Here is a 25,511-nt window from a genome sequence, read left to right as displayed (position 1 = left end):
GCGCGAACCCGCCGGGACTCCGGTCGGGACGCTTCCAGAGCCTAGTTCAGGCCCTGCCGCCTCCCCCGACGAGCGGCGCGCACAAGTCCCCCGATCGGATCAGTAGATCGTCATACCGGAGTACTCCGATGGCCCCGCGCCGGTGCCTCAGGCCTCGAAGGGGCGCGCGGGCCAGGGCGCGTCGGCCGGGCGCAGCGCGTCGACGCCGTCGCCGCTCAGCACTGCGGTCAGCGAAAGGGCGCCGACGACCAGGCAGTTGTTGTGCAGCTCACCGGCGAGCACACCGCGTACGAGCTCTTCGAGCGGTACGCGCGCCAGCTCCATGTCGGCCTCCTCCTCGGAGACTTCGAAGCGCTCGCCCTCGGCCTCGGAGAGGTCGCGGGCGAGGAAGATGCGCACGGCCTCGTCGCAGCCGCCGGGCGTGGTGTAGACGTCGGTCAGGACGCGCCAGTCCTCCGCCTTGACGTGCGCCTCTTCGTAGAGCTCGCGCTGGGCGGCGTGCAGGGGGTTCTCGCCCGGGACGTCGAGCAGCCCGGCCGGGATCTCCCAGAGCTTGTGGCGCACGGGGTGGCGGTACTGGCGCAGGACCAGGACGCGGCCCGCGTCGTCGAGGGCGAGGACGGCGACCGATCCGGGGTGTACCTGGTAGTCACGGTGGACGACGGTCCCGTCGGGCATGACCACGTCGTCCGTGCGGACGGAGGTCTTGTTCCCCACGAAGGGCGTCTGCGTGGCCGTGACCTGCCACTCCTCGGCGGTGTCCTTGATCGTCATATCGCCCTGTCCTCCCACACGTGCAAACAGAAACCGGGGCACGCGCCCCACAAGGCTCGTACCCCGGCAACCGTATCGCTCTTGTGTTACTTACCCGTCTGGCACTCCACGGCGGCCTTCACCAGACCCGCGAAGAGCGGGTGCGGGCGGGTCGGGCGCGAGCGCAGCTCCGGGTGCGCCTGGGTGGCGACCAGGTAGGGGTGGACCTCGCGGGGGTACTCGACGTACTCGACGAGCTTGCCGTCGGGGGACGTGCCCGAGAAGAGGATGCCCGCCTTCTTCTCCAGCTCGGCGCGGTAGGAGTTGTTCACCTCGTAGCGGTGACGGTGGCGCTCCTCGACGTACTCCTTGCCGTCGTACACCTCACGGGCGATGGAGCCCTCGGCGAGCTTCGCGGGGTACATGCCCAGGCGCATCGTGCCGCCCATGTCGCCCTCGCCCGCGACGATGTCCAGCTGCTCCGCCATGGTCGAGATGACCGGGTGGGCGGTCGCGGAGTCGAACTCCGTGGAGTTGGCGTCGGGGATGTCCGCGAGGTTGCGGGCGGCCTCGATCACGATGCACTGCAGGCCGAGGCAGAGGCCGAGCAGCGGGATCTTGTTCTCGCGGGCGAAGGTGATGGCGCCGACCTTGCCGGTCACGCCGCGGTCGCCGAAGCCGCCGGGGATGCAGATGCCGTCGACGTCGGCGAGCTGCTTGGCGGCGCCCGCGGCGGTCTTGCAGTCGTCGGAGGTGACCCACTTGACCTTGACGCGGGCGCGGTTGGCGAAGCCGCCGGCGCGCAGGGCCTCGGTCACCGAGAGGTAGGCGTCGGGCAGGTCGATGTACTTGCCGACCAGCGCGATCGTGACCTCGTGGTTCGGGTTGTGCACCCGGTCCAGGAGGTCTTCCCACTGGGTCCAGTTCACGTCGCGGAACGGCAGGTCCAGCTTGCGGACGACGTAGGCGTCCAGGCCCTCGGTGTGCAGGACCTTCGGGATGTCGTAGATCGACTTGGCGTCGACACAGGCGACGACCGCGTCCTCGTCGACGTCGCACATCAGCGAGATCTTGCGCTTGATGGCGGTCGGCACGTCACGGTCGGCGCGCAGCACGATGGCGTCCGGCTGGATACCGATGTTGCGCAGGGCCGCGACCGAGTGCTGGGTCGGCTTGGTCTTCAGCTCACCGGACGGGCCGATGTAGGGCAGCAGCGAGATGTGCACGACGAAGACGTTGTCGCGGCCGACCTCGTGGCGGACCTGGCGGACGGTCTCCAGGAACGGCAGGGACTCGATGTCACCGACCGTGCCGCCGACCTCGGTGATGACGACGTCGACGTCGTCCGTGGCCATGCGGCGGATGCGGTGCTTGATCTCGTTGGTGATGTGCGGGATGACCTGGACGGTGTCGCCGAGGTACTCGCCGCGCCGCTCCTTGGCGATGACCTGCGAGTAGACCTGGCCGGTGGTGACGTTGGCCGTGCCGTCGAGGTCGACGTCCAGGAAGCGCTCGTAGTGGCCGATGTCCAGGTCGGTCTCGGCGCCGTCGTTCGTGACGAACACCTCGCCGTGCTGGAAGGGGTTCATCGTGCCGGGGTCGACGTTCAGGTACGGGTCGAGCTTCTGCATGGTGACGCGCAGGCCGCGCGCCTTGAGGAGCGCACCCAGGCTCGAGGCAGTCAGACCCTTGCCGAGGGAAGAGGCGACACCCCCGGTGACGAAGATGTGCTTGGTCGTCGTGGACTTTGGCTGCATGGCCAAGAGGGGGCTCCCGTGGTCGCGGTCTGAAGGGTGCGTACCGGCACCCTCACCGGGGATTCTGGGGAGGTGCCGTCGCTGCGGTTCGGGGGTTCTATGACCACCGGCTCACGGGCTACCAGGGTATCAGCGACGAAGGGAGGCTGCTTCAGGCCACGCTCGGCCACCCACGTCACACCTTCCTCACCAGGTGCTCACCCGTTCGGCGCAGCCCCGTTGCCGGGAGCGGCAAGCAGATCGCCGAGGTGCGTCGTATCCTGCTCGGACACTCGCTGCCGAGCCGACCGAATCAACGGCACCACCCCCGACCGTTCTCCCGGAACACAAGGCTCGCGCAGTTCGTTTTACAGCGAACCCTTGACCGTAGAGCGACCGCCCCCGCGAGGGCGACGTGGCCGTTTGACTGGAGATGCACGTGGCCGGGCGCATCGAGGACTACGCACTCATCGGAGACATGCAGACCGCTGCCCTGGTCTGCCGGGACGGCACAGTCGACTGGCTGTGCCTGCCCCGCTTCGATTCTCACGCCATCTTCGCCGGATTGCTCGGCACGGAGGAGCACGGATTCTGGCGCCTTGGGCCCGCACACAGCCCTGACGCGCCACCGCCGACCGCCGCGCGGCGCACCTACCGCGGCGACTCGCTGATCCTGGAATCCGAGTGGGACACCCCGCGCGGCACGGTCCGCGTGACCGATTTCATGCCGCCGCGCGACACGGACGCCCCGCAGCTCGTACGGATCGTCGAGGGCGTCAGCGGCCGGGTGCCGATGCACTCCGCCCTGCGGATGCGCTTCAGTTACGGCCGTGTGGTGCCCTGGGTGCACAAGGTCGACGGGCGCACGGTGGCCGTCGCGGGCCCCGACTCGGTCTGGCTCGACACGTCCGCCGAGACCTTCGGCAAGGACCTCACGACGTACTCGGACTTCACGGTCTCGCCCGGTGAACGGATCGCGTTCACCATCTCGTGGCAGCCCTCGCACAAGCAGCCGCCCGCCCCCGCCGAGCCCGAGAACGCCCTGGTGGCGACGGAGGACTTCTGGCGCGAGTGGGTCGAGCACTGCACGTACCACGGCCCGTACCGCGAGGCCGTGGTCCGCTCGCTGATCACGCTCAAGGCCCTGACGTACGCCCCCACGGGCGGCATCGTCGCGGCGCCCACGACCTCGCTGCCCGAGGACATCGGAGGCTCCCGCAACTGGGACTACCGCTACACGTGGCTGCGCGACGCCGCCATCACGCTCTCCTCGCTCCTCCGTACCGGATACCGCGAGGAGGCCCGCGCCTGGCGCGAGTGGCTGCTGCGCGCGGTGGCGGGCGACCCGGAGAACCTGCAGATCATGTACGGCATCGCGGGCGAGCGCGAGCTCGGCGAGGCCGAACTGGACTGGCTGCCGGGGTACGAGGGCTCGACCCCGGTCCGGGCCGGCAACGGCGCGGCGCACCAGCTCCAGCTCGACGTGTACGGCGAGGTCACCGAGGCCCTGCACCTGGCGCACATGACGGGCCTGGCCCGCAGCGACTACGCCTCGCTGCTCCAGCTCAAGCTCATCCGCTACCTGGAGTCGAACTGGGACCAGCCGGACGAGGGCATCTGGGAGGTGCGCGGCCCGCGCCGCCACTTCGTGCACTCCAAGGTGATGTGCTGGGTCGCCGTCGACCGCACGATCAAGCTCATCGAGTCCGGCGAGGCCGACGGCCCCCTGGAGAAGTGGCGCGAGCTGCGCGACGACATCCACCGGGACGTCTGCGAGAAGGGCTACGACAAGGAACGCAACACGTTCACGCAGTCGTACGGCTCCAAGGAGCTGGACGCCTCGCTGCTGCTCATCCCGCAGATGGGCTTCCTGCCGCCCGACGACAAGCGCGTGATCGGCACGATCGAGGCGATCCAGCGGGAGCTCTCGACGCCGGACGGCTTCATCCTGCGCTACCCCACCACCGGTGACGACGCGGGCGTGGACGGCCTGGAGGGCGACGAGGGCGCGTTCCTCGCCTGTTCGTTCTGGATGGCGGACGACCTGGCGATGATCGGCCGGGTCGACGAGGCCCGCAAGCTCTTCGAGAAGCTGCTCTCGCTCCGCAACGACCTGGGGCTGCTCGCCGAGGAGTGGGACCCGCGCCTGCAGCGGCAGGTCGGCAACTTCCCGCAGGCGTTCAGCCACGTGCCGCTGATCGACACGGCGCTGCGGCTCACGGCCAGCGGGGCGTACGGCGGCTAGCCCGGCCCCGCGTCCGGTCCGGACGGCGACGGGTTGCCCGTCGCCGTCCGCTGCGTGTTCGGGGCGGCGAGTTGTCGGGATATGAGCGCGACAGATCATTCCCGTAACCGGTCGGAGATGTTCTGCGGACGTATCCGCAGGTACCGTCCGCTCCATGGAAAGTCAGGGCACGCAGGGCGCTCAGGGCGGGATCACCGTGCAGCGGGCCCTGGAACTTCCGGGTCTGCGCGGCGGGCTCCCCGAAGTGGTCGCGGGCGCGGAACGGCTGCAGCGCACGGTGCGGTGGGTGCACGCGGGCGAGGTGCCGAACATCGCCTCGCTCCTCAAGGGCGGCGAACTGCTCCTGACCACGGGCCTCGGCCTCGGCGCGCGCCCCGCCGAGCAGCGTGTCTTCGTGCGCAAGCTCGCCGAGCGCGGCATCGCGGCACTCGTCGTCGAGCTCGGCCCCCGCTTCGCGCGGCTCCCCGCGGCGATAGTGGAGACGGCGCGCTCGGCGGGCCTGCCGCTGGTGCAGCTGCACCGCGAGGTGCCCTTCGTGACGGTCACGGAGGAGGTACACACCGAGATCGTCAACGGCCACTACGCACTGCTCCAGCGGGCCGACGAGGTCCACCGGCGCTGTACGGAGGCGCTGCTCGGCGGGGGTGGCGTCCCCCAGGTCCTCGCCGTGCTCGCGGACTTCAGCGGCAACCCGGTGTTCCTGGAGACGGCGGACGGGCAGCTGCTGTACGCCGCCGGGGCGGGCACCGAGTGCGCCGATCCCCTCCAGGTGTGGGAAGGGCTGCGGGGCCGGACCGTCGACAGGGACGAGCCGCCCGCGGGCGCGCTGCTCGTCGACGTGCCCGGCGGAGGACCCGGCTCCGGCTCGGTACGCGCCCGGCTCGTGCTGCTCGCCGTGGAGTCCGCGCTGCTTCCGGTGCACCGGATCGCGGCGGAGCGGGCGGCGGGCTCGCTCGCGGTGGTCCTGATGCAGGCCCGGCAGGAGGAGGAGCTCGCCGCGCGCGGCCGGGGCGACTTCCTGACCGATCTGGCCGAGGGGCGCATCAAGCCCGACGACGCGCCCGCCCAGGCGCGGGTGCTCGGCTTCAAGCCCGGCGAGAGTCCCCTGCTGCCGGTCGTGATGAGACTCGCGGACGGTCTTCCGCCCGGCGGCGGCTGGGCCGTCCTCGCCCGTGCGGTGGCGGAGGAGCTCGCGGCGGTGGGGGTGCCGGTGCTGCTCGGCGTGCGTCCGGTCGAGGGGCGCGTCCCGCTGCTCCTCGGACTCCGCTCGGAATCCGAACGCACCGCGGTGGCCGACCGGGTCGCCACCGCGCTGCGGGCGGGCGTCGAGCGGGCGGGGATGCAGCGGGCCGGGGCGCTGCCGCCGGTCGTGGTGGTCGGGGTCGCGGGCGGCTGGGCCGCGGCCTCGGCGGGGCTCCGGCACGCGGCGGAGACGGCGACGGCCGCACAGGGCCTGTCGGACCGCCCCTGGTACGACGCGCGGCGCCTGGACATCGACCTGCTCCTCTGGCGCCTGCACAACTACGACGACTCGGCGCTCGCGGCGTTCGTGGACCGCGCGATCGGCCCGCTGCGGGCCCACGACCAGCGCTCGAAGCCGCCGCTGCTGCCCACCCTGCAGACGTATCTGGCCCACGCGGGACGCAAGGCGGAGACGGCGCGCGAACTGCACCTGAACCGCCAGACCCTCTACAACCGCCTCGCCAGGATCAGCGAGCTCCTGGGCACGGATCTGGACGACCCGCAGACGGTGCTCGCGCTGAGCCTGGCGCTGCGGGCGCGGAGGCATGTGGCGTAGCGGCCGCAGGCAGCCGCGCGCCGGCTACAGGGCCAGCGGCTGCGTCAACTCGTCGTAGACGCTGAGCACTTGCGTGACCGTCTCGTCCTCGGTCGGCCAGGTCGCCGCCTGGGCCGTCCCCTTGTCCTTGAGCTGCTCCCCGAGCGCGGGGTCGGCGAGGAGGCGGGCGACGGCGGTGGCCAGGGCCTCGGCGTCGCCGTACGGGACCAGGACGGCCGCGTCGCCGACCAGTTCGGGGATGCCGCCGACGGCGGTCGCGACGAGCGGCACGCGCGCGTGCAGGGCTTCCTGGGCGAGGACGGAGCGGGACTCCCAGCTGCTGGGCAGCACCACGAGGTCGGCCGCGGCAAGCATCTCGGAGATGTCGTCGCGCCGCCCCACGAGCCGGGCCGGGAGGCCTTCGCCCTCGATACGACGCTGCAGGGCAGCCCGCTCGGGCCCCTCACCGGCGATGACGAGGAGCGGCTGGGGGTCGAGATGGCGCCACGCGCGGGACGCCTCCAGGAGGATGTCGTAGCCGCGCTGCCGTTCGAGCGTGCCGACCGTGACGACCAGCGGCCGGTCGACGGCGCCGATCTCGGCGCGCGCCTTGTGGCGCAGCCCGTCGGCCTCCTCGACCGCGTCGTCCGCCGCGCGCGGCGCGGGGAACGTGACGGGGGCGAGGCGGGCGTCCCGCGCGCCCCTGCTGCGGGCGCGGTCGACGAGGTCGGATGAGGTGCCGAGGACGACGGCGGCGGCCTTGGCGACGCGCCGCTCCAGAAGGTGCAGGAGGCGGGCGCGGGCGCCTTCCGCGTGCGCGCGGGTGTGCCAGGTGACGACGAGGGGGATGCGGCGGCCGGTGAGGGCGAGGGCGGCGCGGAGTGCGGCATGCAGTCCGTGCGCGTGCACGAGGTCGGCGTCGGCGCAGGCCATGCGCAGGGAGGCGACGGACGCGGGGTCGCTGCTGCGGGGTACGTGGACGTGCCGGGCGCCGGTACCCGTCAGGTCGTAGGCGCTTGCCGCCTCGCTGGGGGCGCAGACCGTGACCCGCACGCCCCGCGCGGCGAGGCCCGCGGCGAGCGACCTGACGTGCGCGCTGCTGCCCGCGCTGCCACCGCCCAGCACCTGCACGGTGTGCAGCGGGGGCTGGCCGTGCGGCGACTGGCTGCTCACGTGGCTCACGTAGCCGGGGCTCCTGGGTTCGGCGTCGGGGGGCTGCGCCAAGGATGCCAGCCCGCACGGACGTTCCGGCACCACTGAAAGGTCTCTTCCGTGTCGCGACGGACAACTCCCTGACCCGGTTCACCCACACGGGTGATGACAAAGCGGTCCCACCCCCACGGACACCCCGAGCCGCACACACCACCATAACCAGCCCAGAAGCCCCGTAAGGGACACGGATCTACGCTGCCACGCCCCGCAAGGGGCGCGGGGAACTGCGCGAGCAACCCAAACGAGCCCGCACCCACGAACGCACCACCCCCGGCAGCCCCGCAGGGCCCCGCAGGGCCCCGCAGGCCCCCGCCGGCACCGATCAGCCGCCCGCAGGGCGGAGCAAGGAAGCCCCGAATCGCTCCCCGCACACCGCCGCCCCCACGACCGCCCCCGCATGAGCAACCAGCCCCACCCGCCCGTTCCCGGCAACAACCGCCGCCCCCAGCGCCGCGCCCAGCGCATGCGCCCCCGCGTCACCGATCATGGCGCGCTCCCCCACGTCCTCCGGAAGCACGGCCCCCGCGGCCCCCACGGAAGCGGCGGCGAGAACCCCGGCGCCGCCCTCGCGCAGCAACCCGGGCGCGGCCAGCGCCACCACCGCACCGGCGGCCCTGCCCGGGCGTACGTCCACGAGATTGACGAAGTGCGCCGCGCCCGCGATCACCACGCCCGCAAGGACCTTGTCCACAGGCCGCTCCTTGAGCAGCGCACCCGCGGCGAGACCCGCCGCGGAGACGCCGAACAACTTCACGGCCCCACTGGTGACTTCGCCGCCCCGCAGGGCCCCCAGGTGCGCCCGGAAACCCCGGCGCGGATCGGCCTCGCCCGCCACGTCGTCGTACGCCCCGCAGGCCCCCGCACCGAGCACGGCGAGCGCGACGGCGCCGCGGACCCTGGGCGGCAGCGCCACGGCCCCGGCCACGGCACCGAGGGCGGCGGCGGGCCCGGCGTACAACTCCACCGTCCGCCCCGCGTAGTTCTTCCGCTCCCAGCGGCCCGCCCCGCCGGGGGCACGCCGGCGCAGGGCAGCGGTGGCCGCGCGCGTGACGGCGGCCGCGGCGAGGAGGGCGGTGGAGCGCCGGGCGGGCGCGCGGTCGATCATGCGGCCCAGCCTACGTTCGGCCCGTCCGGCGCTCGATGACGAGCTCGGCGCAGCCGGTGACCGACGGCATCCAGCGCGTCCGGTGACCGACGGCACCCAGCGCGTCCGGTGAAGGCGCCCCCGCCCGCTGAAGGCCCGCTACCCGTCCCCCCGAGCCGTGGCCAGCAACTCCTCCGCATGGGCCCGCGCGGTCTCCGAGTCCTCCTGCCCCGCCAGCATCCGGGACAGCTCCCGCACCCGGTCCTCCCCTTCGAGCACGAGCACACCGGACCGCGTCACGGACCCGTCGTTCGTCTTCTCGACAAGGAGCTGCCGGTCCGCGAACGCCGCCACCTGCGGAAGGTGCGTCACGACCACGACCTGCGCCGACTTGGCGAGCCTCGCGAGCCTGCGGCCGATCTCGACCGCGGCCTTGCCGCCGACACCCGCGTCGACCTCGTCGAAGAGGTACGTCGGAACAGGGTCCGTGCCCGCGAAAACGACCTCGACGGCCAGCATCACGCGCGACAGCTCACCACCGGACGCGCCCTTGGCGATCGGCCGCGGCGGAGCCCCCGGATGCGGGGCGAGGAGGAGTTCGACCTCGTCGACGCCCGCAGGGCCGTACGCGACGAGGCGTCCGTCCACCGGTACGCCGTCCGCGCCCTCCGGCACCTCCGTGGCGGTGATGTCGATCGTCACGCGCGCGTGCGGCATCGCGAGCGAGGACAGCTCTTCGGTGACGGCCGCCGCGAACCGCGACGCCGCCTCCTGCCGGGCGTCGGTCAACGCCTGCGCGAGCCCGGCGAGTTCGCCCCGGAGCGCGTCCCGCTCGGCGGTCAGCTCCTCCAGGCGGTCGTCGTCGCCCTCGAGTTCGGTGAGCCGCGCGGCCCCCTCCTGGGCCCAGGCGAGCACGGAGTCGATGTCGTCGCCGTACTTCCGGGTCAGCTGGGTCAGTGCGGCCCGCCGCTCCTCCACCGCCGCGAGGCGCAGGGGATCGGCGTCGAGGTCATCGGCGTACCCCGCGAGTTCCCCCGCCACGTCGCCCAGCAGGATCCCGATCTCGCCGATCCGCTCGGCGAGCGCGGCCAGGGCGGCGTCATGGGAGCGCACCGCCTCAAGAGCCCGGTGGGCGCCCGCCACGAGCGTCGTGGCGTCCACCCCCTCCGGGTCCTCGGGGATGCCCGCGAGCGCGGCGTGCGCGGCCGTGGCGGCGGAGGCGAGTGCCTCCGCGTGGCCGAGCCGCTCGGCCTCCGCGGCCAGTTCGGTGTCCTCGCCCTCGCGCGGCTCGACGGCCGCGACCTCTTCGAGGCCGAAGCGCAGCAGATCGGCCTCCTGGGCCCGTTCACGCGCGCGCGTGGTGATCTCGTCGACCTCGGTCGTCACGGCCCGCAGCCTGCGGTAGGCCGACGTGTACTTGGCCAGCGGCACGGTGACCGCGTCGCCCGCGTACCGGTCGAGCGCGCCGCGCTGCCGGGCCGGCTTGAGCAGCCCCTGCTGGTCCGTCTGTCCGTGCACCGCCACGAGGTCGTCGGCAAGTTCGGCGAGAAGGCCCACCGGGACCGACCGCCCGCCGAGATTCGCCCGGGATCTGCCCTCCGCCGAGACGGTACGGCTGATCAGCAGCGCCCCGTCGTCGAGTTCGGCACCCGCCTCCTCCGCGCGCACGGCGGCAGAGGCGCCCGCGGGCACGGTGATCCGCCCCTCCACCACCGCCGCCTTCGCGCCGATCCGCACCAAGGCGGGATCCGCGCGTCCGCCGAGCAGCAGTCCAAGGCTGGTGACCACCATCGTCTTGCCCGCACCGGTCTCGCCGGTCACCGCTGTGAATCCCGGCGACAGCTCGACCACCGCGTCGTCGATGACTCCGAGCGACCGTATCCGCATCTCCTCCAACACGGACACGACCTTACGAGGTCATGGGCCTGGTGTGCGACGGGCCCTGGCCCGCTTCCCCCTTCCCGGGACGAAGACGCTGGTGGCAAAGGCGGACCGAACGGACGCTGTCACCCGCGGGGGTGGGGTTTTCCCGGGTGGGGATTACCCCCGCACGATCTTCCTGACAGCCTCCTGGTGCACGGGTGACCCGGCCCCCCACCATGATCGGTATGGGAACGGGACTGGCACGGGCGGCGCTGCGCGCACATCGCCCGGCATTCGTGGGCACGGCGGTGGCGGCGCTCTTCGCGGCGACCGTCGTGAGCGCGTCGACGATGATGCTCGGCGCGACGGGCACCGACGGCCTCTCCGCGCGGGCACGCAGGCAGATCACCGCGAACGGCGTCGCGGACATGGCGCTCGTCCTGCTGATCGGTTCGGTCTACATGTCGATATTCGTGGTCGTGTCGACCATGGGCACGGCCGTCGCACAGCAGCACCGCGAGCTCGCCATGGTGCGCTCCATCGGCGCGAGGCCGCGCCAGATCCGCCGCGCGGTGGCCGGTCAGGCCCTCGCCGCGTCGATCCCGGCAGCGCTCGCGGGCTTCGTCCTCGGCGGGTTCGTCGCCCGGTGGTGGCACGCGGGCATGGTCGCGCACGGGCTGCTCCCCTCCGAAGCGGGCTTCCGCTTCAGCTGGGTCGCCCTGCCGGTGTGCCTGGGCGTGGCGGTGGTGACGACGACGCTCGCCGCGCTCCTCTCGGCACTGCGGTTCTCGCTGCTCCGCCCGGCCCGCGCCCTGAGCGAGGCGGCGACCGGCCGGCGGGGGCTCGGCATGCTCCGGGCGCCGCTCGGCGTGATCGCGGTCGTGGGGGCCTGCGTGGTCTCGGTGCTGCTGTCGAAGCAGCCCGCGGACGAGGCGGGCGAGGGGGCGTTTCTCGTCCTGATCCTCTTCTGCGTCGGCGCGGGGCTGCTCGGCCCGCGGATCATCGGGCCCGCGGCCTGGCTGGTCTCCGCCCTGGTGGGCCGGTTCGGGGGCAGCGCGCGCCTGGCGATGCTGAACGTCCGCTCGCAGCCCCGCCGTTTCTCCGCCGCGGTCGTGCCGCTCGTCCTGGTCGTGGGCTTCGGCCTGACCAAGATCGGCATACACACCACCGCGCAGCACCACACCGGTTCGGCGGGCAGCACGGGCGAGGTCTGGCTCGACTATGTGGGCACGGGTCTCTACGCCGGATTCGCCGCGATCGCCGCGGCGAACACCCTCGCCATGATCTCCTTCGAGCGCCGCCGCGACATCGCCCTGCTGCGCGTGGTCGGCAGCCGCCGGGCCCAGGTGCGGGCCATGGCGGCCTGGGAGGCGGTGGTCGTGGCGGGGACGGCACTGCTCCTGGGCGCCGCGATAGCCCTGGGCACCCTGGCCCCCATCCTCAGCACGGCTTTCGGCTCAGCACTCCCGCACCTGCCGTGGGCCGTCCCGACGGGAGTCGCGGCGGGCACCTTGCTGCTCACGCTGCTGGCGACGGGGCTGCCGGTGGCGTCGGTGATGCGAAGGAGAGCGATCACCGTTGTCTGCTCGACGTGACCGCGCAGGAAGCGCGCCCCATAAGGGGCGCGAGGAACTGCGCGCCCAGCCCCCACCGGCCCGCGGTGTCCCCACAGCCGAGCCCGTACGATCCGCACCGCCCATCCAGCGGAACGCTAGTGAGGCGCTCCCCGCCACCCCGAAACCGGCAGCGCGAACTTGGCCACGAGCCGGTCGGTGAACGAAGCGTGGTGCAGCCGCGCGAGCCGCACCGGCACCCCGCCCCTGCGCACCTCGACCCGCGCCCCCGGCGGCAGTTCCACGGTGCGCCGGCCGTCGCACCACAGCACCCCGTGCGGGGTGTGCGGCTGGACCTCGACGGCGAGCACCGAGTCAGGCGAGGTCACCAAGGGCTTGGCGAACAGCGCGTGGGCGCTGATCGGCACCATCAGGAGCGCCTCCACCTCGGGCCACACCACGGGCCCGCCCGCGGAGAAGGCGTACGCGGTGGAGCCGGTCGGCGTCGCGCACACGATGCCGTCGCAGCCGAAGCCGGTGACCGGACGTCCGTCGATCTCCAGGACGACTTCCAGCATCCGCTCGGCCGACATCTTCTGCACGGCCGCTTCGTTGAGCGCCCAGTCGCGGTGCACGACGTCGCCGTTGCTGTGCACGACGACGTCGATGGTCATCCGCTCCTCGACCTCGTACGCCTTGGTGACGACCCGGTCGACGACCTTGTCGAGGTCGTCGCGCTCGGCCTCGGCGAGGAACCCGACGCGCCCCAGGTTCACGCCGAGCATCGGCACGCCGGATGCGCGGGCGAACTCGGCGCCGCGCAGCAGCGTGCCGTCGCCGCCGAGCACCACGAGCAGCTCACAGCCGTCGAGGCACTGGGGGGTGGCCTCCTTCACCGTGCCGACCTCGGGGGGCAGCGGCAGATCGGCCGCCTCCGCCTCCAGGACGCGTACGCCGATGCCGCTGCGCAGCAGCCCCTGGACGACGAGTTCGGCACTGCGGATGGCGGCAGGCCGTCCGGTGTGGGCGAGCAGGAAAACGGTTCGAGCTCGGGTCTGGGTCTCTCGGGTCTGGGTCAACGGGGCCCCTCCGCCACGGCACGGTCAACGTCCGCCGGGTCGAGTTCGGGCGCCCCGGCACGCAGCCACAGAAAGTACTCGACATTTCCGGAAGGTCCGGGCAGGGGGCTCGCAGTCACGCCACGCACACCGAGCCCGAGCCCCCACGCCTGCCGCGCCACATTGCGTACGGCATCGGCCCGCAGCTGCGTGCTGCGCACCACACCGCCGCTGCCCAGGCGCTCCTTGCCGACCTCGAACTGCGGCTTGACCATCAGGACAAGGTCCGCGTCGGGGGCCGCGCACCGCGCGAGGGCGGGAAGGACCAGGCCGAGCGGGATGAACGAGAGGTCGCCGACGACCAGATCGACGGGGGTGCCGTCGATGAGGTCGAGCGTCAACTCCCGTACGTTCGTCCGGTCCTTCACGGTGACCCGGTCGTCGCTCTGCAGCGACCAGGCGAGCTGGCCGTAACCGACGTCCACGGCGACGACGCCCGAGGCGCCGGCGCGCAGCAGCACATCGGTGAAGCCGCCGGTGGACGCGCCCGCGTCGAGCGCGCGCCGCCCCTCGACGACCAGGCCCTGCGGCACGAACGCGGCGAACGCGCCCGCCAGCTTGTGGCCGCCCCGCGACACGTAGTCGGGATCGCTCTCGTCGGTCGCGACCACGATGGCGGCGGCGGTCTCCACCTGCGTCGCGGGCTTCGTCGCGGTGTTCTTGTCGACGGTCACCCGGCCGGCGGCGATCAGCTGGCTGGCGTGCTCGCGCGAGCGCGCCAGCTTCCGGCGCACCAGTTCGGCGTCGAGGCGGCGGCGTGCCACTCCTGCCACGTTCTGTTCAGCTCCTGTTGTACGGGGTCGGGTGCGGGGACGAAGCCGCGGGCGTCCCCATGGGCGAGGGCACCGGCGGTCCGGGGTGTGCGTCGAGCGCGGTCAGCGCGTCACGCAGTCCCCGGTGTACATCCTCGTACACCTCAATGTGGCCGTCCGTGGCGAGGTGGTCGGCATCGCCGAGGCGCCCGAGGAGGCCGTCGACCCGGGCGTCCCCCGTCGGGGCGCGCTCCACCCCGAGGGGCGCGGGCCCTGCCGGGTCGTACGCCTCCGCCCGCTCTTCGGCCGCCGCCGGTTCCACCGGCTCGGGCTCCACCGGCTCAGGCCCCGGGCCCGGCATCGAGTCGCTCATGCCCAGACGCTACCGCGAAGCGCTGCGGTACCGTCGATCACGATGGCGACGATCGAAGAGTGCCGCACGGCGCTCGACAAACTCAGCGACAACCTGGCGGGCGCCGACGGCGGCGTACGGAGCGCCGCCGCGCTCAACCGCTCGCTCAGCTGCCGGATCACCGATCTTGACGTGACCTTCACGGGGCGCCTGGAGAACGGCCGGATCACGGTGCTCGACACGCAGCCGGGCCCCCCTCGCGAGAAGGCCGGGATCCGGCTCACCATGACCGGCGACGATCTGGTGGCGATGGTGGACGGCGAGCTGAACTTCGCGAAGGCCTGGGCCGCCGGCCGGGTCAAGCTGGAGGCGGGCCTGCGCGACATGCTCCGCCTCAGGTCGCTGCTTTAGCCCCGGCCGCCCCGACGCCCGCTGAAGCGGCCCCCGCCGCTCCCGCCGCCACCTTCGTGCGCACCCGCCGAGCCGCCGGCACCACCAGCGGCGTACCGGTCTCCGGGTCGTCGATGATCTGGCACTCCATCCCGAAGGTGTCCCGCACGAGCTCCGTCGTGACGATGTCGGACGGCGCGCCCTCGGCGACGACCTCGCCGTCGCGCAGGGCGATGAGGTGCGTGGCGTACCGGGCCGCGTGATTGAGGTCGTGCAGGACGGCGACGAGCGTGCGGCCCTGCTCCTCGTGGAGGTCGGCGCAGAGGTCGAGCACGTCGATCTGGTGCTGGATGTCGAGGAACGTCGTCGGCTCGTCCAGGAGAAGCAGCGGGGTCTGCTGGGCGAGCGCCATCGCGATCCAGACGCGCTGGCGCTGACCGCCCGAGAGTTCGTCGACATAGCGATCGGCCAACTCGGCGACACCGGTCGACGCCATCGACTCGCCCACGATCCGCTCGTCCTCCGCCGACCACTGGCGTAGCAGGCCCTGGTGGGGGTAGCGGCCGCGCGCCACCAGGTCGCCCACCGTGATCCCGTCGGGCGCGATGGACGACTGCGGGAGCAGACCGAGGGTCCGTGCCACCTTCTTCGCGGGCATCGACTGGATGACATTGCCGTCGAGCAGGACGCGGCCCGACGAGGGCTTGAGCATCCGGGACAGGGCGCGCAGCAGGGTCGACTTGCCGCAGGCGTTCGGGCCGACGATCACCGTGAAGGAGTTGTCGGGTATCTCGACGGACAACTTCTCCGCGATGACGCGCTGGTCGTAGCCAAGGGTCACGTCGTCCGCGATGAGCCGGTTCACTGCGGCACGCTCCTGCCTGTCGGTGCTCTGGGAGGTACGGGGGTTCGTGGGCTTGGTACGGGGGTCCGTGGGCTTGGTACGGGGGTTCGCGGGCTTGTTCATATCCGCCCCGCCTTGCGTTCGATGACGAGGAGCCACAGCAGATAGATGCCGCCGAGCACGCCCGTGACCACGCCGACGGGCAGCTGATCGGCGCCGAAGGCCCGCTGCGAGGCCCAGTCCGCGACGATGAGCAGGGTGGCGCCCATGAACATCGCGGGCAGCAGGTTCGGCCCCGGCGAGCGGGTGAGCCGCCTGGCCAGCTGCGGCGCCGTGAGCGCGACGAAGCTGACGGGGCCCGCCGCCGCGGTGGCGGCCGCCGTGAGGAGCACGGCCGAACCCATCAGGACGATGCGGGTGCGCTCGACGGGCACCCCGAGCGCGTACCCGACGTCGTCGCCCATCTCCAGCATCCGCAGCGGCCGTGCGTACGTCATGACGAGCGGCACGAGGATCGCGCACAGGATGAGCAGGGGCCAGACCTGCTCCCAGTCACGGCCGTTGAGGGAGCCGGTCATCCAGACGACGGCGCGCGCGGCGTCGACGATGTCCGCCTTGGTGAGCAGATAGCCGTTGACGGCGGTGACGAAGGCGGAGACGCCGATGCCGACCAGGACGAAGCGGAAGCCGTGCACGCCCCGCTTCCAGGCGAGCACATAGATCGCGAAGCCGGTCACCAGACCGCCCACGAGCGCGCCGCCCGCGACCTGCACCGCGCTGCCCTGGAAGAGGACGATCATGATGAGGGCGCCCGCCGTGGACCCCTGGCCGAGGCCGAGGATGTCCGGGCTGCCCAGCGGATTGCGCGAGATGGACTGGAAGATCGCGCCGCCGAGCCCGAGCGCGGCGCCCACGAGGAGGCCGACCAGGACCCGCGGCAGGCGCAGGTCGTTGATGATGAACTCCTGCCCGGCGTCGCCGTTGCCGAGCAGGGTGCGGATGACGTCGGCGGTGGGGATGTAGAAGTCGCCGGTGCCGATCAGGACGACGCTCGCTGCGAGCGCGGCCACGATGAGCACGGCGACGACCACGGCCGTGCGGACGTCGAGGCGGAAGCTGAGCCCGCCCCGGGTGCGTATCGCCTTCACAGCTGAGCCAGCCTCCGCCGTCGTACGAGAAAGATGAAGACCGGGGCGCCGATCAACGCGGTGATGATGCCGACCTGAAGCTCGGCGGGGCGCGCGACGATACGTCCGACGACGTCGGCACCGAGCAGAAGGACCGGCGAGAGGATCGCCGCGTACGGCAGGATCCAGCGCATGTCGGGGCCGGTGAAGGAGCGCACGACGTGCGGCACCATCAGGCCGACGAACATGATGGGCCCGCAGGCCGCGGTCGCCGCCCCGCAGAGCAGGGTCGCGGCGGCCATGGACAGGGCGCGGGTGCGGTTCAGGTTCGCGCCGAGCGCGCGGGCGGTGTCGTCGCCCATGGCCATGGCGTTGAGCGGCCGGGCGAGAGCGAGGGCCAGCACGATGCCGATCACGAAGAAGGGCAGCACCTGCATGATGGTCTCGTTCTTGGCAGAGGCCAGGGAGCCGACCGTCCAGAAGCGCATCTTGTTGAGCGCGGCATTGTCCGTGATCATCACGGCCTGCAGATAGCCGTAGAGCGCGGCGCTCAGCGCGGTTCCGGCGAGCGCGAGCCTTACGGGCGTCGCGTTGCGGGTGCCTCCGAGGGCGTAGACGGCGGCGCCGACCACGGCCGCGCCGCAGAAGGCGAACCACACGTAGCCGCTCAGCGAGGTCACGCCGAAGAAGCTGATGGCGGTGACGACGGCCGCCGAAGCGCCGAGGTTGATGCCGAGCAGTCCGGGGTCGGCGAGCGGGTTGCGGGTCAGCGCCTGCAGGACGGCTCCGGCGAGGCCGAGGGCGACGCCCACGAGCACACCGAGCACCGTGCGCGAGAGCCGCTCGCCGACGACGACATCGCCGTACGTCCCTGTGTCGTGGAAGAGCCCGTGCCAGACCTGGTCCAGGGGCATCTGTTTGGCACCGACCGCGATGCTCGCGACGACGACGAGCAGCAGCACACAGACCGAGACGAGGAGCCCGGCGCTGCGTATCGCGCGGCGTTTGGGTGGCGCGGGTGTGGTCTCCGCGCTGGCTTCGGGGGGACTGTCGACCAACACCAGGTTAGGTTAGCCTACCCTCGCACTTGACTTCGACGAGAGAAGCACCACCGATGCACGCCCGCCGCCCGATACCTCCCGCTCTGTGCCGTCGTGGTGTGCTCGGCGCGGGCGGCATTCTCGTCATCGGCGGACCCCTGACAGCATGCGGCGCCAACGACGATGACGCAAAGTCGTCAGCAGCCGTCGCCCATTCGAAGAAGGCGGCAGCCTGATGACCACCACCCACCGCTCCCTTTCCGGCAGAAGCATCTCCGGCAGAAACACCCCGGGCCCGGGCATGACCCGTCGCGGCCTGCTCGCCTCCGGCGGGGCCCTCGGCCTCGGAGCCCTGCTCACCGCCTGCGGAAGCGACGACAAGACCGCCAAGGACGCGGGCTCCGAGCCCTGGAGCTTCAAGGACGACCGCGGCAAGACCGCCAAGGTGAACCACGCCCCGAAGAACATCGTCGCCTTCGTCAGCACGGCCGCCGCCCTGCACGACTACGGGGTCTCGGTCACCGGCATCTTCGGCCCCTCCAAGCCGGTGGGCGGCAAGCCCAACCCGCAGGCGGGCGATCTCGACGTCGGCAAGCTGACGAGCCTGGGCGAGTCCTGGGGGCAGTTCAACATCGAGAAGTACGCGAGCCTCAAGCCCGACCTCCTGATCAGCAACATGTTCCCGCCGCCCGCCCTCTGGTTCATCCCCGAGGAAGGCGCCAAGAAGATCGAGTCCCTGGCCCCCACCGTCGGCATCAAGGGCGCCCGCACCTCGCTCCTCGACCCCCTGAAGCGCTACACCGAACTCGCGGAGTCGCTCGGCGGCGACCTGGGGACGGAGAAGGTGCGGGCCGCCAGGGCCCGCTTCGACAAGGCTGAGCGCAGACTGCGCAAGGCCGCGAAGGACGCGAAGGCCAAGGGCGGTCTGAAGGTCCTCGCGATGACCGGCGACGCCGACCAGTTCTACGTCGCCGTGCCGGACTCCTACTGCGACCTCAACTACTTCAAGGACCTCGGCGTCGAGTTCGTCGAGGGCAAGAAGAGCGACGAATGGGGCTTCTGGGAGTTCCTGAGCTGGGAGAACGCCGACAAGTACCACTCCGACCTCATCATGATCGACAACCGTTCGAGCGCGCTGCCGCCCAAGGAGCTCGCGAAGAAACCCACCTGGAAGCTGCTCCCCGCGGTCAAGGCCGGCCAGACCGTGCCCTGGTCCATGGAGGAGCGCTACAGCTACGCCGGTTACGCCCCGGTGCTCGAACAACTCGCCACCGCCATCGAGAAGTCGAAGAGGCTCACCTGATGACTGCGACCCCTGCGTCCCCTGCTTCCCCGTACCACTTCTTCGATTGCCACGTACTGCGCACCGAGTACGTCACCCCGGCGATGATCCGCGTCGCTCTCGGCGGCGACGGCCTGGAACGGATGGCCTCTGCGGGCCGCGACCAGCGCATCAAGGTGTTCCTGCCGCACCCGGGCCAGGACGCCCCTGTCATGCCGGACACGTCGGGCGACGCGGCCAACTGGTACGCCGACTGGTGCGCCCTCGACCCCGACGTGCGGGGCATCATGCGCACCTACACCACGCGTGAACTGCGCCGCGATCCGGACGAGTTGATCGTCGACTTCGCGGTCCACGGCCCGGCGCCCTCGCCCTCCGACGGCCCGGCCACCAGCTGGGCACGGAACGCCGTGCCCGGCGCCCGGATCGGCGTGCTCGCACCGCTCGAGGAGGAGAACGGCGCGTACGAGTTCAGGCCGCCGCAGGACACCGACTGGGTGCTCCTGACCGCCGACGAGTCGGCGCTCCCGGCCGTGGCGGCCATCCTGGAGACGCTCCCGTCCACCACACCGGCCCGCGTCTGGATCGAGGTCCACGACCTGGCGGACAAGCAGGAGCTGACGACGAAGGCCGACGCCGAGATCACCTGGCTCACGGAGGAAGGCGGCACCCCGTCGGCGATCCAGGCCGCCGAGCTGCCTTCGGGCACCCCGTACGCCTGGGTCGTGGGCGAGTCCGCGACGGTCAAGACGGTCCGCCGCCACCTGGTCCGCGACCGCGACTTCGACCGCAAGCGGATCTGCTTCTCCGGCTACTGGCGCAAGGGCACCACCACGGACGAACTGATAGACCGCAACGAAGCAGCCTGACCCCTCTCCGGCCCGAAGCCCTGCCCGCCCGCCGGCCGGGGCTTCGGCCACAGAGGACCACCAGCCGAACAACGCGACAGACGGTCGAGCCCGGCGGACGGTCGAGCCCGGCACCCCACTGAGCACGGCACCGGCTGAGCACCGCCGGCCAGGTGAGCATCCCCGTCACTCCAGCCCGCCCGGACAGCACGGCGGACGGCCGAGCACGGCACCCCGCTGAGCTCGGCACCCGGCTCAGCACGACACCCGGCTCAGCACCGCCGGCCAGCTGAGCATCCCCGTCACTCCGGCCCGCCCGGACGGCACGGCGGACGGTCAAGCACGGCAACCCGCTGGGCACGGCACCCGGCTCAGCACCGCCGGCCAGCTGAGCGTCCCCGTCACTCCGGCCCGCCCGGACGGCACGGCGGACGGCCGAGCACGGCAACCCGCTGGGCACGGCACCCGGCTCAGCACCGCCGTCCAGGTGAGCGTCCCCGTCACTCCGGCCCGCCCCCCCCCGGCCCGGCTACAACCCCAGCCGCGTCAGCGACTTCTCCCCGTCCAGCGCGCACTTCCCGTCCCCCGCCTCCGTCCACGCCGCCGCACACAGCGCCCGCAGCCCGTCCATGGCGTCACCCTCGCCGTCGAGCACCAGCTCGTGCCCCCGCGCGGACGCCGTCCACCCGCCGCAGCCGAAGCCCCCGTCCTCCGGGGTCACTTCGGGCTGACCCGTGAGCATGCCGCGCAGGTCCGCGTCCACGTACGTGGGCCGGTGCTCGGGCGGGGCCGCGAGCAGCTGGGCGCCGTCCGTGACCCCGGTCAGGACGAGCAGCGAGTCCACCTTGCCGTTGAACGCCCCCTCGATGTCCGTGTCGAGCCGGTCCCCCACGACCAACGGCCGCTCCGCACCGGTCCGCAGAATCGTCTCGCGGTGCATCGGAGGCAGCGGCTTGCCCGCCACCTGCGGCTCCGCCCCCGTCGCGATGCGTACGACCTCGACGGCCGCCCCATTGCCCGGAGCGATACCCCGCGCACTGGGAATCGTCAGGTCCGTGTTGGAAGCGAACCACGGCACCCCGCGCGCGATCGCATAGCAGGCCTCGGCGAACCGCCCCCACGCCATGTCGGGACCGCCGTACCCCTGCACGACCGCCACCGGCCCGTCGTCCGCCGAATCGACCGGCTCGAGCCCGCGCTCCCGCAGCGCGACCCGCAGTCCCTCCCCGCCGATCACCAGGACCCGCGCGCCCGCGGGGACTTGCTCGCTCACGAGCCGCGCCGCCGCCTGCGCGGACGTGATGACGTCTGCGGCCCCGGTCGGGATGCCGAGCTCCGACAGATGCCCGGCCACGGCATCCGGCGTGCGCAGCGCGTTGTTCGTCACGTACGCGAGATGCATGCCGCCTGTGCGGGCCTTACCCAGCGACTCGACGGCGTGCGCGATCGCCTGCCCGCCCGCGTACACCACCCCGTCCAGGTCGAGCAGCGCCGTGTCATACGCCTCGCTCAGCACATTCCGGCTGCCATCGGGCCGGGTCCTGACGGTCTGGCTCATTACGCATCGCTCCTCGATCGATCCCACTCCCCCGATCATCGCTCATGCCACTGACACACATACGATGCAGCAATGAACACAGCGGGTCATACCGACAGCCAAGGCCTCGACCTGATCCCGTTCCGCGGCGTGCGTTACGTCCCCGAACGGGTCGGCAGCCTTGCCGCGGTGACGTCCCCTCCGTACGACGTGGTCGTACGGCCCGACGGGCTGCTCCACCTGGAGTCCGCCGACCCGCACAACATCGTCCGCCTGATCCTCCCCCAGGCCACCACACCGGCGGCCCGCAACGACCAGGCGGCCGGCACCCTGCACACCTGGCTCTCGGAGGGCATCCTCGCCCCCGACCCGGAACCCGGCTTCTACGTCTACGAGCAGCGCGACGCCGGCATGCTCCAGCGCGGCATCATCGGCGCACTGCGCCTCTCCGAGGCGGAAGAAGGCATCGTCCTGCCCCACGAAGGCGTCATGTCCCACGTCGTGGAGGACAGGGCGGGCCTGATGCGCGCGACGAGCGCCAACCTCGAACCGCTGCTCCTGACGTACCGCTCCAACGGAGCGACCACGGGCGCGACGGCCGTCGTCGAACGCACCGCGCTGACCGAGCCCCTCCTGTCGACGACCACGGAGGACGGGTTCAGCCACCGCCTGTGGGCGGTCACCGACCCCGCCGACCTCGCCGAGATCCGGTCAGATCTCGCCCGCCACCAGGCCCTGATCGCGGACGGGCACCACCGCTGGGCGACCTATCTCCGGCTGCGCTCCGAGCACCCGACGCCCGGCCCCTGGGACCACGGCCTGGTCCTCCTGGTGGACACCGCGCGCTACCCCCTCCGGGTCCGCGCCATCCACCGCTACCTCCACCGCCTCCCGGTCTCCGACGCCCTCGCGGCCCTCGCGGGCTCCTTCCGGGTACGCGCCGTCGAGGGCCCGCTGCCGCGCGCACTCGAAGCCCTGGCCGAGGCCGCAGCCGAAAGCAACGCCTTCGTCCTCGCGGGTGACGGCGGCTTCCACCTCATCGACCGCCCGTCCCCGGACCTCCTCGCCGCTACGATCCCCAACGACCACCCCGAGGCCTGGCGCACCCTGGACGCGACGGTCCTGCACTCCACGCTCCTTGATCACATATGGAGGATCCCGGACGCCCCGGAGCACATCGCGTACATCCACGACACGGCGGCGACCGTGGAGAAGGCGGAACGCGACGGCGGCACGGCCGTCCTGATGCACCCGGTCCGCGAAGAGGTCGTACGCGACCTGGCCCGCCAGGGGGTCACGATGCCCCGCAAGTCCACGTCCTTCGGCCCCAAGCCCGCATCGGGCCTGGTCCTGCGCGACCTGGACCTCTGAAGCACGCACATACGGCGACGGGCGGGACCCTGGTGGGGGTCCCGCCCGTCGCCGTACGACCAGCTCAGTGCTCAGGCCTTGCGGCCCTCGTCACCACCGGCGTCACTGTCACCGTCATCGTCATCGTCCAGCTCGAAGTCGTCCTCGTCGTAGAACTCCTCCACGCCCTCGTCCTCGTCTTCCTGGACGGGGGCGACGAAGACGACGTCGGGCTGCGACGCAGGCGCGGCGGGAGCCGCCTCCGCGACCGGCGCCGGCGCGTCGTTCTGGAGGGCGTCGACGAACTCGACGCCGTCGAGCTCGGCAAGGCGGTCCGACGCGTCGGTGCTGCCGTCCTTGTCGGACTCGATGACCTTCGCGAACCACTCGCGCGCCTCGTCCTCACGGCCCGCGGCGAGCAGCGCGTCGGCGTACGCGTACCGCAGCCGCGCGGTCCACGGCTGGACGGAGTTCGATGCCAGCTCCGGCCCCTGCAGGGTGACGATGGCGGCATCGGTCTGCCCCAGGTCCTGACGGGCGCCTGCGGCGACGAGACGCATCTCGACCTGCCCCGGCTTGTCCAGCTTCTGCACCTCGGGCGCACCGGCCATGTCCAGCGCCTTCTCGGGCCGGCCAAGACCACGCTCGCAGTCGGCCATGACGGGCCAGAGCTCGACGCTGCCGGTCATCCGCCGGGCGGCACGGAACTCGCCGAGCGCCTCGTTGTAGTTCTGCGTGGCGTACGCGGCGAAGCCCGCGGCTTCCCGTACGGCGGCGACACGCGAGGCGAGCCGCAGCGCGACCCGTGAGTACGCGTAGGCCTGCTCGGGGTCCTCGTCGATGAGGTTGGCGACCATCACCAGGTTCCTGGCGACGTCCTCGGCGAGCCCCTTGGGAAGGCTCTGCAGCTCCTGCTGTACGTCCTTGTCGATCTCGTGGCCCGTGACGTCATCCGGGATCGGCAGCCGCTTGATGGGCTCGCGGTCACGGTCGTCACGCCCGCGGTAGCCACCGCGGTCGCCGTCACGCCGGTCGTCGCGCCCGCGGAACCCGCCGGGCCGCCCACCACGGTCGTCACGTCGCGGCCCGCGGTCATCGCGCCCGCCGCGGTAACCGCCACCGCCGCCACGGTTGTCGTCACGACGGAACCCGCCGCGGTCATCACGCCGGTCGCCACCACGGTCATCGCGCCGGAACCCACCGCGATCGCCGCCGCGGTCGTCACGCCGGAATCCACCCCGGTCGCCGCCACCACGGTTGTCGTCACGCCGGTCATCGCGCTGGAAACCGGGACGGTCGCCACCACGGGGACGGTCATCACGCCGATCGTCGCGACGGAAGCCACCACGGTCACCACCGCGATCGCCACCGCGGTCGTCACGCCGGAACCCACCCCGGTCGCCGCCACCACGGTTGTCGTCACGCCGGTCATCGCGCCGGTCATCGCGGCGGAACCCCGGACGGTCCCCGTCACGACGGAATCCGGGACGGTCGCCGCCGCCACGGTTGTCGTCACGGCGGAAACCACCGCGGTCACCGCCACGGTCGTCACGGCGGTCATCGCGGCGGTCGTCGCGACGGAACGGGGGACGGTCGCCATCGCGCCGGTCGTCACGGCGCGGGGCGCCCGAGGTCGAGCGGTCGTCACGACGGAACGGGGGACGGTCACCGTCACGACGGTCGTCACGACGCGGGGCGCCCGAGGTCGAGCGGTCATCACGACGGAACGGAGGACGCCCGCCGCCGGAGCGGTCATCGCGACCACGGTAGCCGCCACCGCCGCCACCACGGTTGTCGTCGCGACGGAACCCGCCACGGTCACCACCGCGATCGTCACGACGGTCATCGCGACGGTCGTCACGGCGGAACAGGGGACGGTCACCGTCACGGCGGTCGTCACGACGCGGGGCGCCGGAAGTCGAGCGGTCATCACGGCGGAACCCGCCGCGGTCGCCGCCACCACGGTTGTCGTCACGGCGGAAACCACCGCGGTCGTCGCGACGCGGGCCGCCCCGGTCACGGTCGTCACGACGGGGGCCACCGGAGGTGGAGCGGTCGTCACGGCGGAACGGAGGACGCCCACCGCCGCTGCGGTCGTCGCGACGGGGTGCGCCGCCGCGGTATCCGCCCCGGTCGCCACCGTCCCGGCTGCGCTGCCCGCGCTCCGGTCGCTCGTCGGGAGAGTTGGTGGACATCGGTGACTCCTCGTCTTCGGTACCGCAGTCATTCTCGCGCAGCCGGGTAGCCGGCGCGCTTCGACAAAAACAAAAGGACCCCTGGTCCCAGCGTGGACGCTGGGACCAGGGGTCCTCCAAAAATTGTTCGGCGGCGTCCTACTCTCCCACAGGGTCCCCCCTGCAGTACCATCGGCGCTTTGAGGCTTAGCTTCCGGGTTCGGAATGTAACCGGGCGTTTCCCTCACGCTATGACCACCGAAACCCTATGAAATATCCCGCCGCATAGCGGGGTCTCAAACAGGGCAGCGAACAAGCACACTCTTCAATTAAGTGGTGTAGCCGTTCAGCCGACACAACTGTTCGTTGTTTCAGAACTAACACAGTGGACGCGAGCAACTGAGGACAAGCCCTCGGCCTATTAGTACCAGTCACCTCCACCCGTTACCGGGCTTCCAGATCTGGCCTATCAAC

20 protein-coding genes, 1 rRNA gene and 1 pseudogene are annotated in these 25,511 nt (G+C 72.0%); 7 read left to right on the top strand and 15 right to left on the bottom strand.

The features are described 5' to 3' along the window. Positions 1-147 precede the first annotated feature (147 nt). Together ABZ906_RS41845 and ABZ906_RS41840 are read right to left on the bottom strand one after the other, a co-directional pair. Positions 148-774, bottom strand: a complete 627-nt coding sequence (locus ABZ906_RS41845; RefSeq protein WP_361195889.1) for an NUDIX hydrolase — start codon at positions 772-774, stop codon at positions 148-150. A gap of 86 nt (positions 775-860) precedes the next feature. Next, positions 861-2,510 (bottom strand): CTP synthase, encoded by a 1,650-nt coding sequence (locus ABZ906_RS41840; RefSeq protein WP_361195940.1) that lies wholly within the window; start codon positions 2,508-2,510, stop codon positions 861-863. A 412-nt stretch (positions 2,511-2,922) separates the two neighbouring features. Between ABZ906_RS41840 and ABZ906_RS41835 the strand changes: the two genes are divergently transcribed. Together ABZ906_RS41835 and ABZ906_RS41830 are read left to right on the top strand one after the other, a co-directional pair. Continuing rightward, the gene (locus tag ABZ906_RS41835; protein WP_361195891.1) at positions 2,923-4,734 is read left to right on the top strand and encodes a glycoside hydrolase family 15 protein; all 1,812 of its coding nucleotides are present in this window, start codon (positions 2,923-2,925) and stop codon (positions 4,732-4,734) included. A 154-nt stretch (positions 4,735-4,888) separates the two neighbouring features. Next, a complete protein-coding gene (locus ABZ906_RS41830; protein WP_361391839.1) occupies positions 4,889-6,532 on the top strand; it encodes a PucR family transcriptional regulator in 1,644 nt (547 codons plus the stop codon). A gap of 24 nt (positions 6,533-6,556) precedes the next feature. Here ABZ906_RS41830 and ABZ906_RS41825 read toward each other — a convergent pair whose 3' ends face one another. The 3 genes from ABZ906_RS41825 to recN form a co-directional block, all read right to left on the bottom strand. Beyond that, a complete protein-coding gene (locus ABZ906_RS41825; RefSeq protein WP_361391836.1) occupies positions 6,557-7,693 on the bottom strand; it encodes a glycosyltransferase family 4 protein in 1,137 nt (378 codons plus the stop codon). 352 nt (positions 7,694-8,045) lie between these two features. Beyond that, a complete protein-coding gene (locus tag ABZ906_RS41820) occupies positions 8,046-8,828 on the bottom strand; it encodes a hypothetical protein (RefSeq protein WP_361391833.1) in 783 nt (260 codons plus the stop codon). 138 nt (positions 8,829-8,966) lie between these two features. Beyond that, a complete protein-coding gene (gene recN, locus ABZ906_RS41815) occupies positions 8,967-10,694 on the bottom strand; it encodes a DNA repair protein RecN (RefSeq protein ID WP_361195941.1) in 1,728 nt (575 codons plus the stop codon). Between the two features lie 221 nt (positions 10,695-10,915). Between recN and ABZ906_RS41810 the strand changes: the two genes are divergently transcribed. After that, a complete protein-coding gene (locus ABZ906_RS41810) occupies positions 10,916-12,265 on the top strand; it encodes an FtsX-like permease family protein (protein ID WP_361391830.1) in 1,350 nt (449 codons plus the stop codon). A gap of 116 nt (positions 12,266-12,381) precedes the next feature. On the opposite strand, the gene ABZ906_RS41805 is transcribed toward ABZ906_RS41810, so the two are convergent. The 3 genes from ABZ906_RS41805 to ABZ906_RS41795 are packed head-to-tail and all read right to left on the bottom strand — an operon-like array spanning position 12,382 to position 14,466. Beyond that, positions 12,382-13,302, bottom strand: a complete 921-nt coding sequence (locus ABZ906_RS41805; RefSeq protein ID WP_361195900.1) for an NAD kinase — start codon at positions 13,300-13,302, stop codon at positions 12,382-12,384. Continuing rightward, positions 13,299-14,114 carry a TlyA family RNA methyltransferase gene (locus ABZ906_RS41800; protein ID WP_361195902.1) on the bottom strand — a complete coding sequence of 272 codons (816 nt, stop codon included), beginning with the start codon at positions 14,112-14,114 and terminating at the stop codon, positions 13,299-13,301. Before ABZ906_RS41800 ends, ABZ906_RS41805 begins: the two co-directional genes overlap by 4 nt. Positions 14,115-14,121: 7 nt before the next feature. Then, positions 14,122-14,466 carry a hypothetical protein gene (locus tag ABZ906_RS41795; protein WP_361195904.1) on the bottom strand — a complete coding sequence of 115 codons (345 nt, stop codon included), beginning with the start codon at positions 14,464-14,466 and terminating at the stop codon, positions 14,122-14,124. Positions 14,467-14,508: 42 nt separating this feature from the next. Between ABZ906_RS41795 and ABZ906_RS41790 the strand changes: the two genes are divergently transcribed. Further along, positions 14,509-14,856 carry an alkyl sulfatase C-terminal domain-containing protein gene (locus ABZ906_RS41790; protein WP_361391827.1) on the top strand — a complete coding sequence of 116 codons (348 nt, stop codon included), beginning with the start codon at positions 14,509-14,511 and terminating at the stop codon, positions 14,854-14,856. On the opposite strand, the gene ABZ906_RS41785 is transcribed toward ABZ906_RS41790, so the two are convergent. From ABZ906_RS41785 to ABZ906_RS41775, 3 genes are read right to left on the bottom strand one after another with little or no spacing between them, the layout of a single operon-like run. Then, the gene (locus tag ABZ906_RS41785; protein WP_361391824.1) at positions 14,840-15,802 is read right to left on the bottom strand and encodes an ABC transporter ATP-binding protein; all 963 of its coding nucleotides are present in this window, start codon (positions 15,800-15,802) and stop codon (positions 14,840-14,842) included. The two genes, ABZ906_RS41790 and ABZ906_RS41785, sit on opposite strands and share 17 nt — an antisense overlap. Continuing rightward, entirely contained in the window at positions 15,799-16,827 is a 1,029-nt protein-coding gene (locus ABZ906_RS41780; RefSeq protein ID WP_361195910.1) for an iron chelate uptake ABC transporter family permease subunit, read from the bottom strand. The genes ABZ906_RS41785 and ABZ906_RS41780 overlap by 4 nt, the downstream gene beginning before the upstream one ends. Then, complete coding sequence (locus tag ABZ906_RS41775) at positions 16,824-17,867, bottom strand: iron chelate uptake ABC transporter family permease subunit (protein WP_361195912.1); 1,044 nt, start codon at positions 17,865-17,867, stop codon at positions 16,824-16,826. Before ABZ906_RS41775 ends, ABZ906_RS41780 begins: the two co-directional genes overlap by 4 nt. 280 nt (positions 17,868-18,147) lie before the next feature. Between ABZ906_RS41775 and ABZ906_RS41770 the strand changes: the two genes are divergently transcribed. After that, positions 18,148-19,149: an ABC transporter substrate-binding protein gene (locus ABZ906_RS41770; RefSeq protein ID WP_361392061.1), complete on the top strand. Its 1,002-nt coding sequence runs from the start codon at positions 18,148-18,150 to the stop codon at positions 19,147-19,149. Then, on the top strand, positions 19,149-19,997 hold the full coding sequence (locus ABZ906_RS41765; protein WP_361391821.1) for a siderophore-interacting protein: 849 nt from the start codon (positions 19,149-19,151) through the stop codon (positions 19,995-19,997). The genes ABZ906_RS41770 and ABZ906_RS41765 overlap by 1 nt, the downstream gene beginning before the upstream one ends. 508 nt (positions 19,998-20,505) lie before the next feature. Here the strand turns inward: ABZ906_RS41765 and ABZ906_RS41760 are convergent. Next, complete coding sequence (locus ABZ906_RS41760) at positions 20,506-21,534, bottom strand: HAD hydrolase-like protein (protein WP_361391818.1); 1,029 nt, start codon at positions 21,532-21,534, stop codon at positions 20,506-20,508. A 72-nt stretch (positions 21,535-21,606) separates the two neighbouring features. Between ABZ906_RS41760 and ABZ906_RS41755 the strand changes: the two genes are divergently transcribed. Next, positions 21,607-22,884 carry a DUF1015 domain-containing protein gene (locus ABZ906_RS41755; RefSeq protein WP_361391815.1) on the top strand — a complete coding sequence of 426 codons (1,278 nt, stop codon included), beginning with the start codon at positions 21,607-21,609 and terminating at the stop codon, positions 22,882-22,884. A gap of 71 nt (positions 22,885-22,955) precedes the next feature. Here the strand turns inward: ABZ906_RS41755 and ABZ906_RS41750 are convergent, their stop codons facing one another. The 3 genes and pseudogenes from ABZ906_RS41750 to rrf all read right to left on the bottom strand — a co-directional run bounded on the left by ABZ906_RS41750 (position 22,956) and on the right by rrf (position 25,300). Then, entirely contained in the window at positions 22,956-23,837 is an 882-nt protein-coding gene (locus ABZ906_RS41750) for a hypothetical protein (protein WP_361392058.1), read from the bottom strand. A gap of 306 nt (positions 23,838-24,143) precedes the next feature. Continuing rightward, positions 24,144-25,040 (bottom strand): annotated as a pseudogene (locus ABZ906_RS41745) (hypothetical protein); the annotation flags it as partial. A gap of 143 nt (positions 25,041-25,183) precedes the next feature. Next, positions 25,184-25,300 (bottom strand): 5S ribosomal RNA (gene rrf, locus ABZ906_RS41740). Positions 25,301-25,511: the final 211 nt, after the last annotated feature.

Origin of the sequence: Streptomyces sp. NPDC046925, assembly GCF_040644915.1 — a bacterium.
In the GTDB taxonomy this organism is placed as follows: domain Bacteria; phylum Actinomycetota; class Actinomycetes; order Streptomycetales; family Streptomycetaceae; genus Streptomyces.
This window is presented reverse-complemented; position numbering and strand designations above follow the sequence as displayed.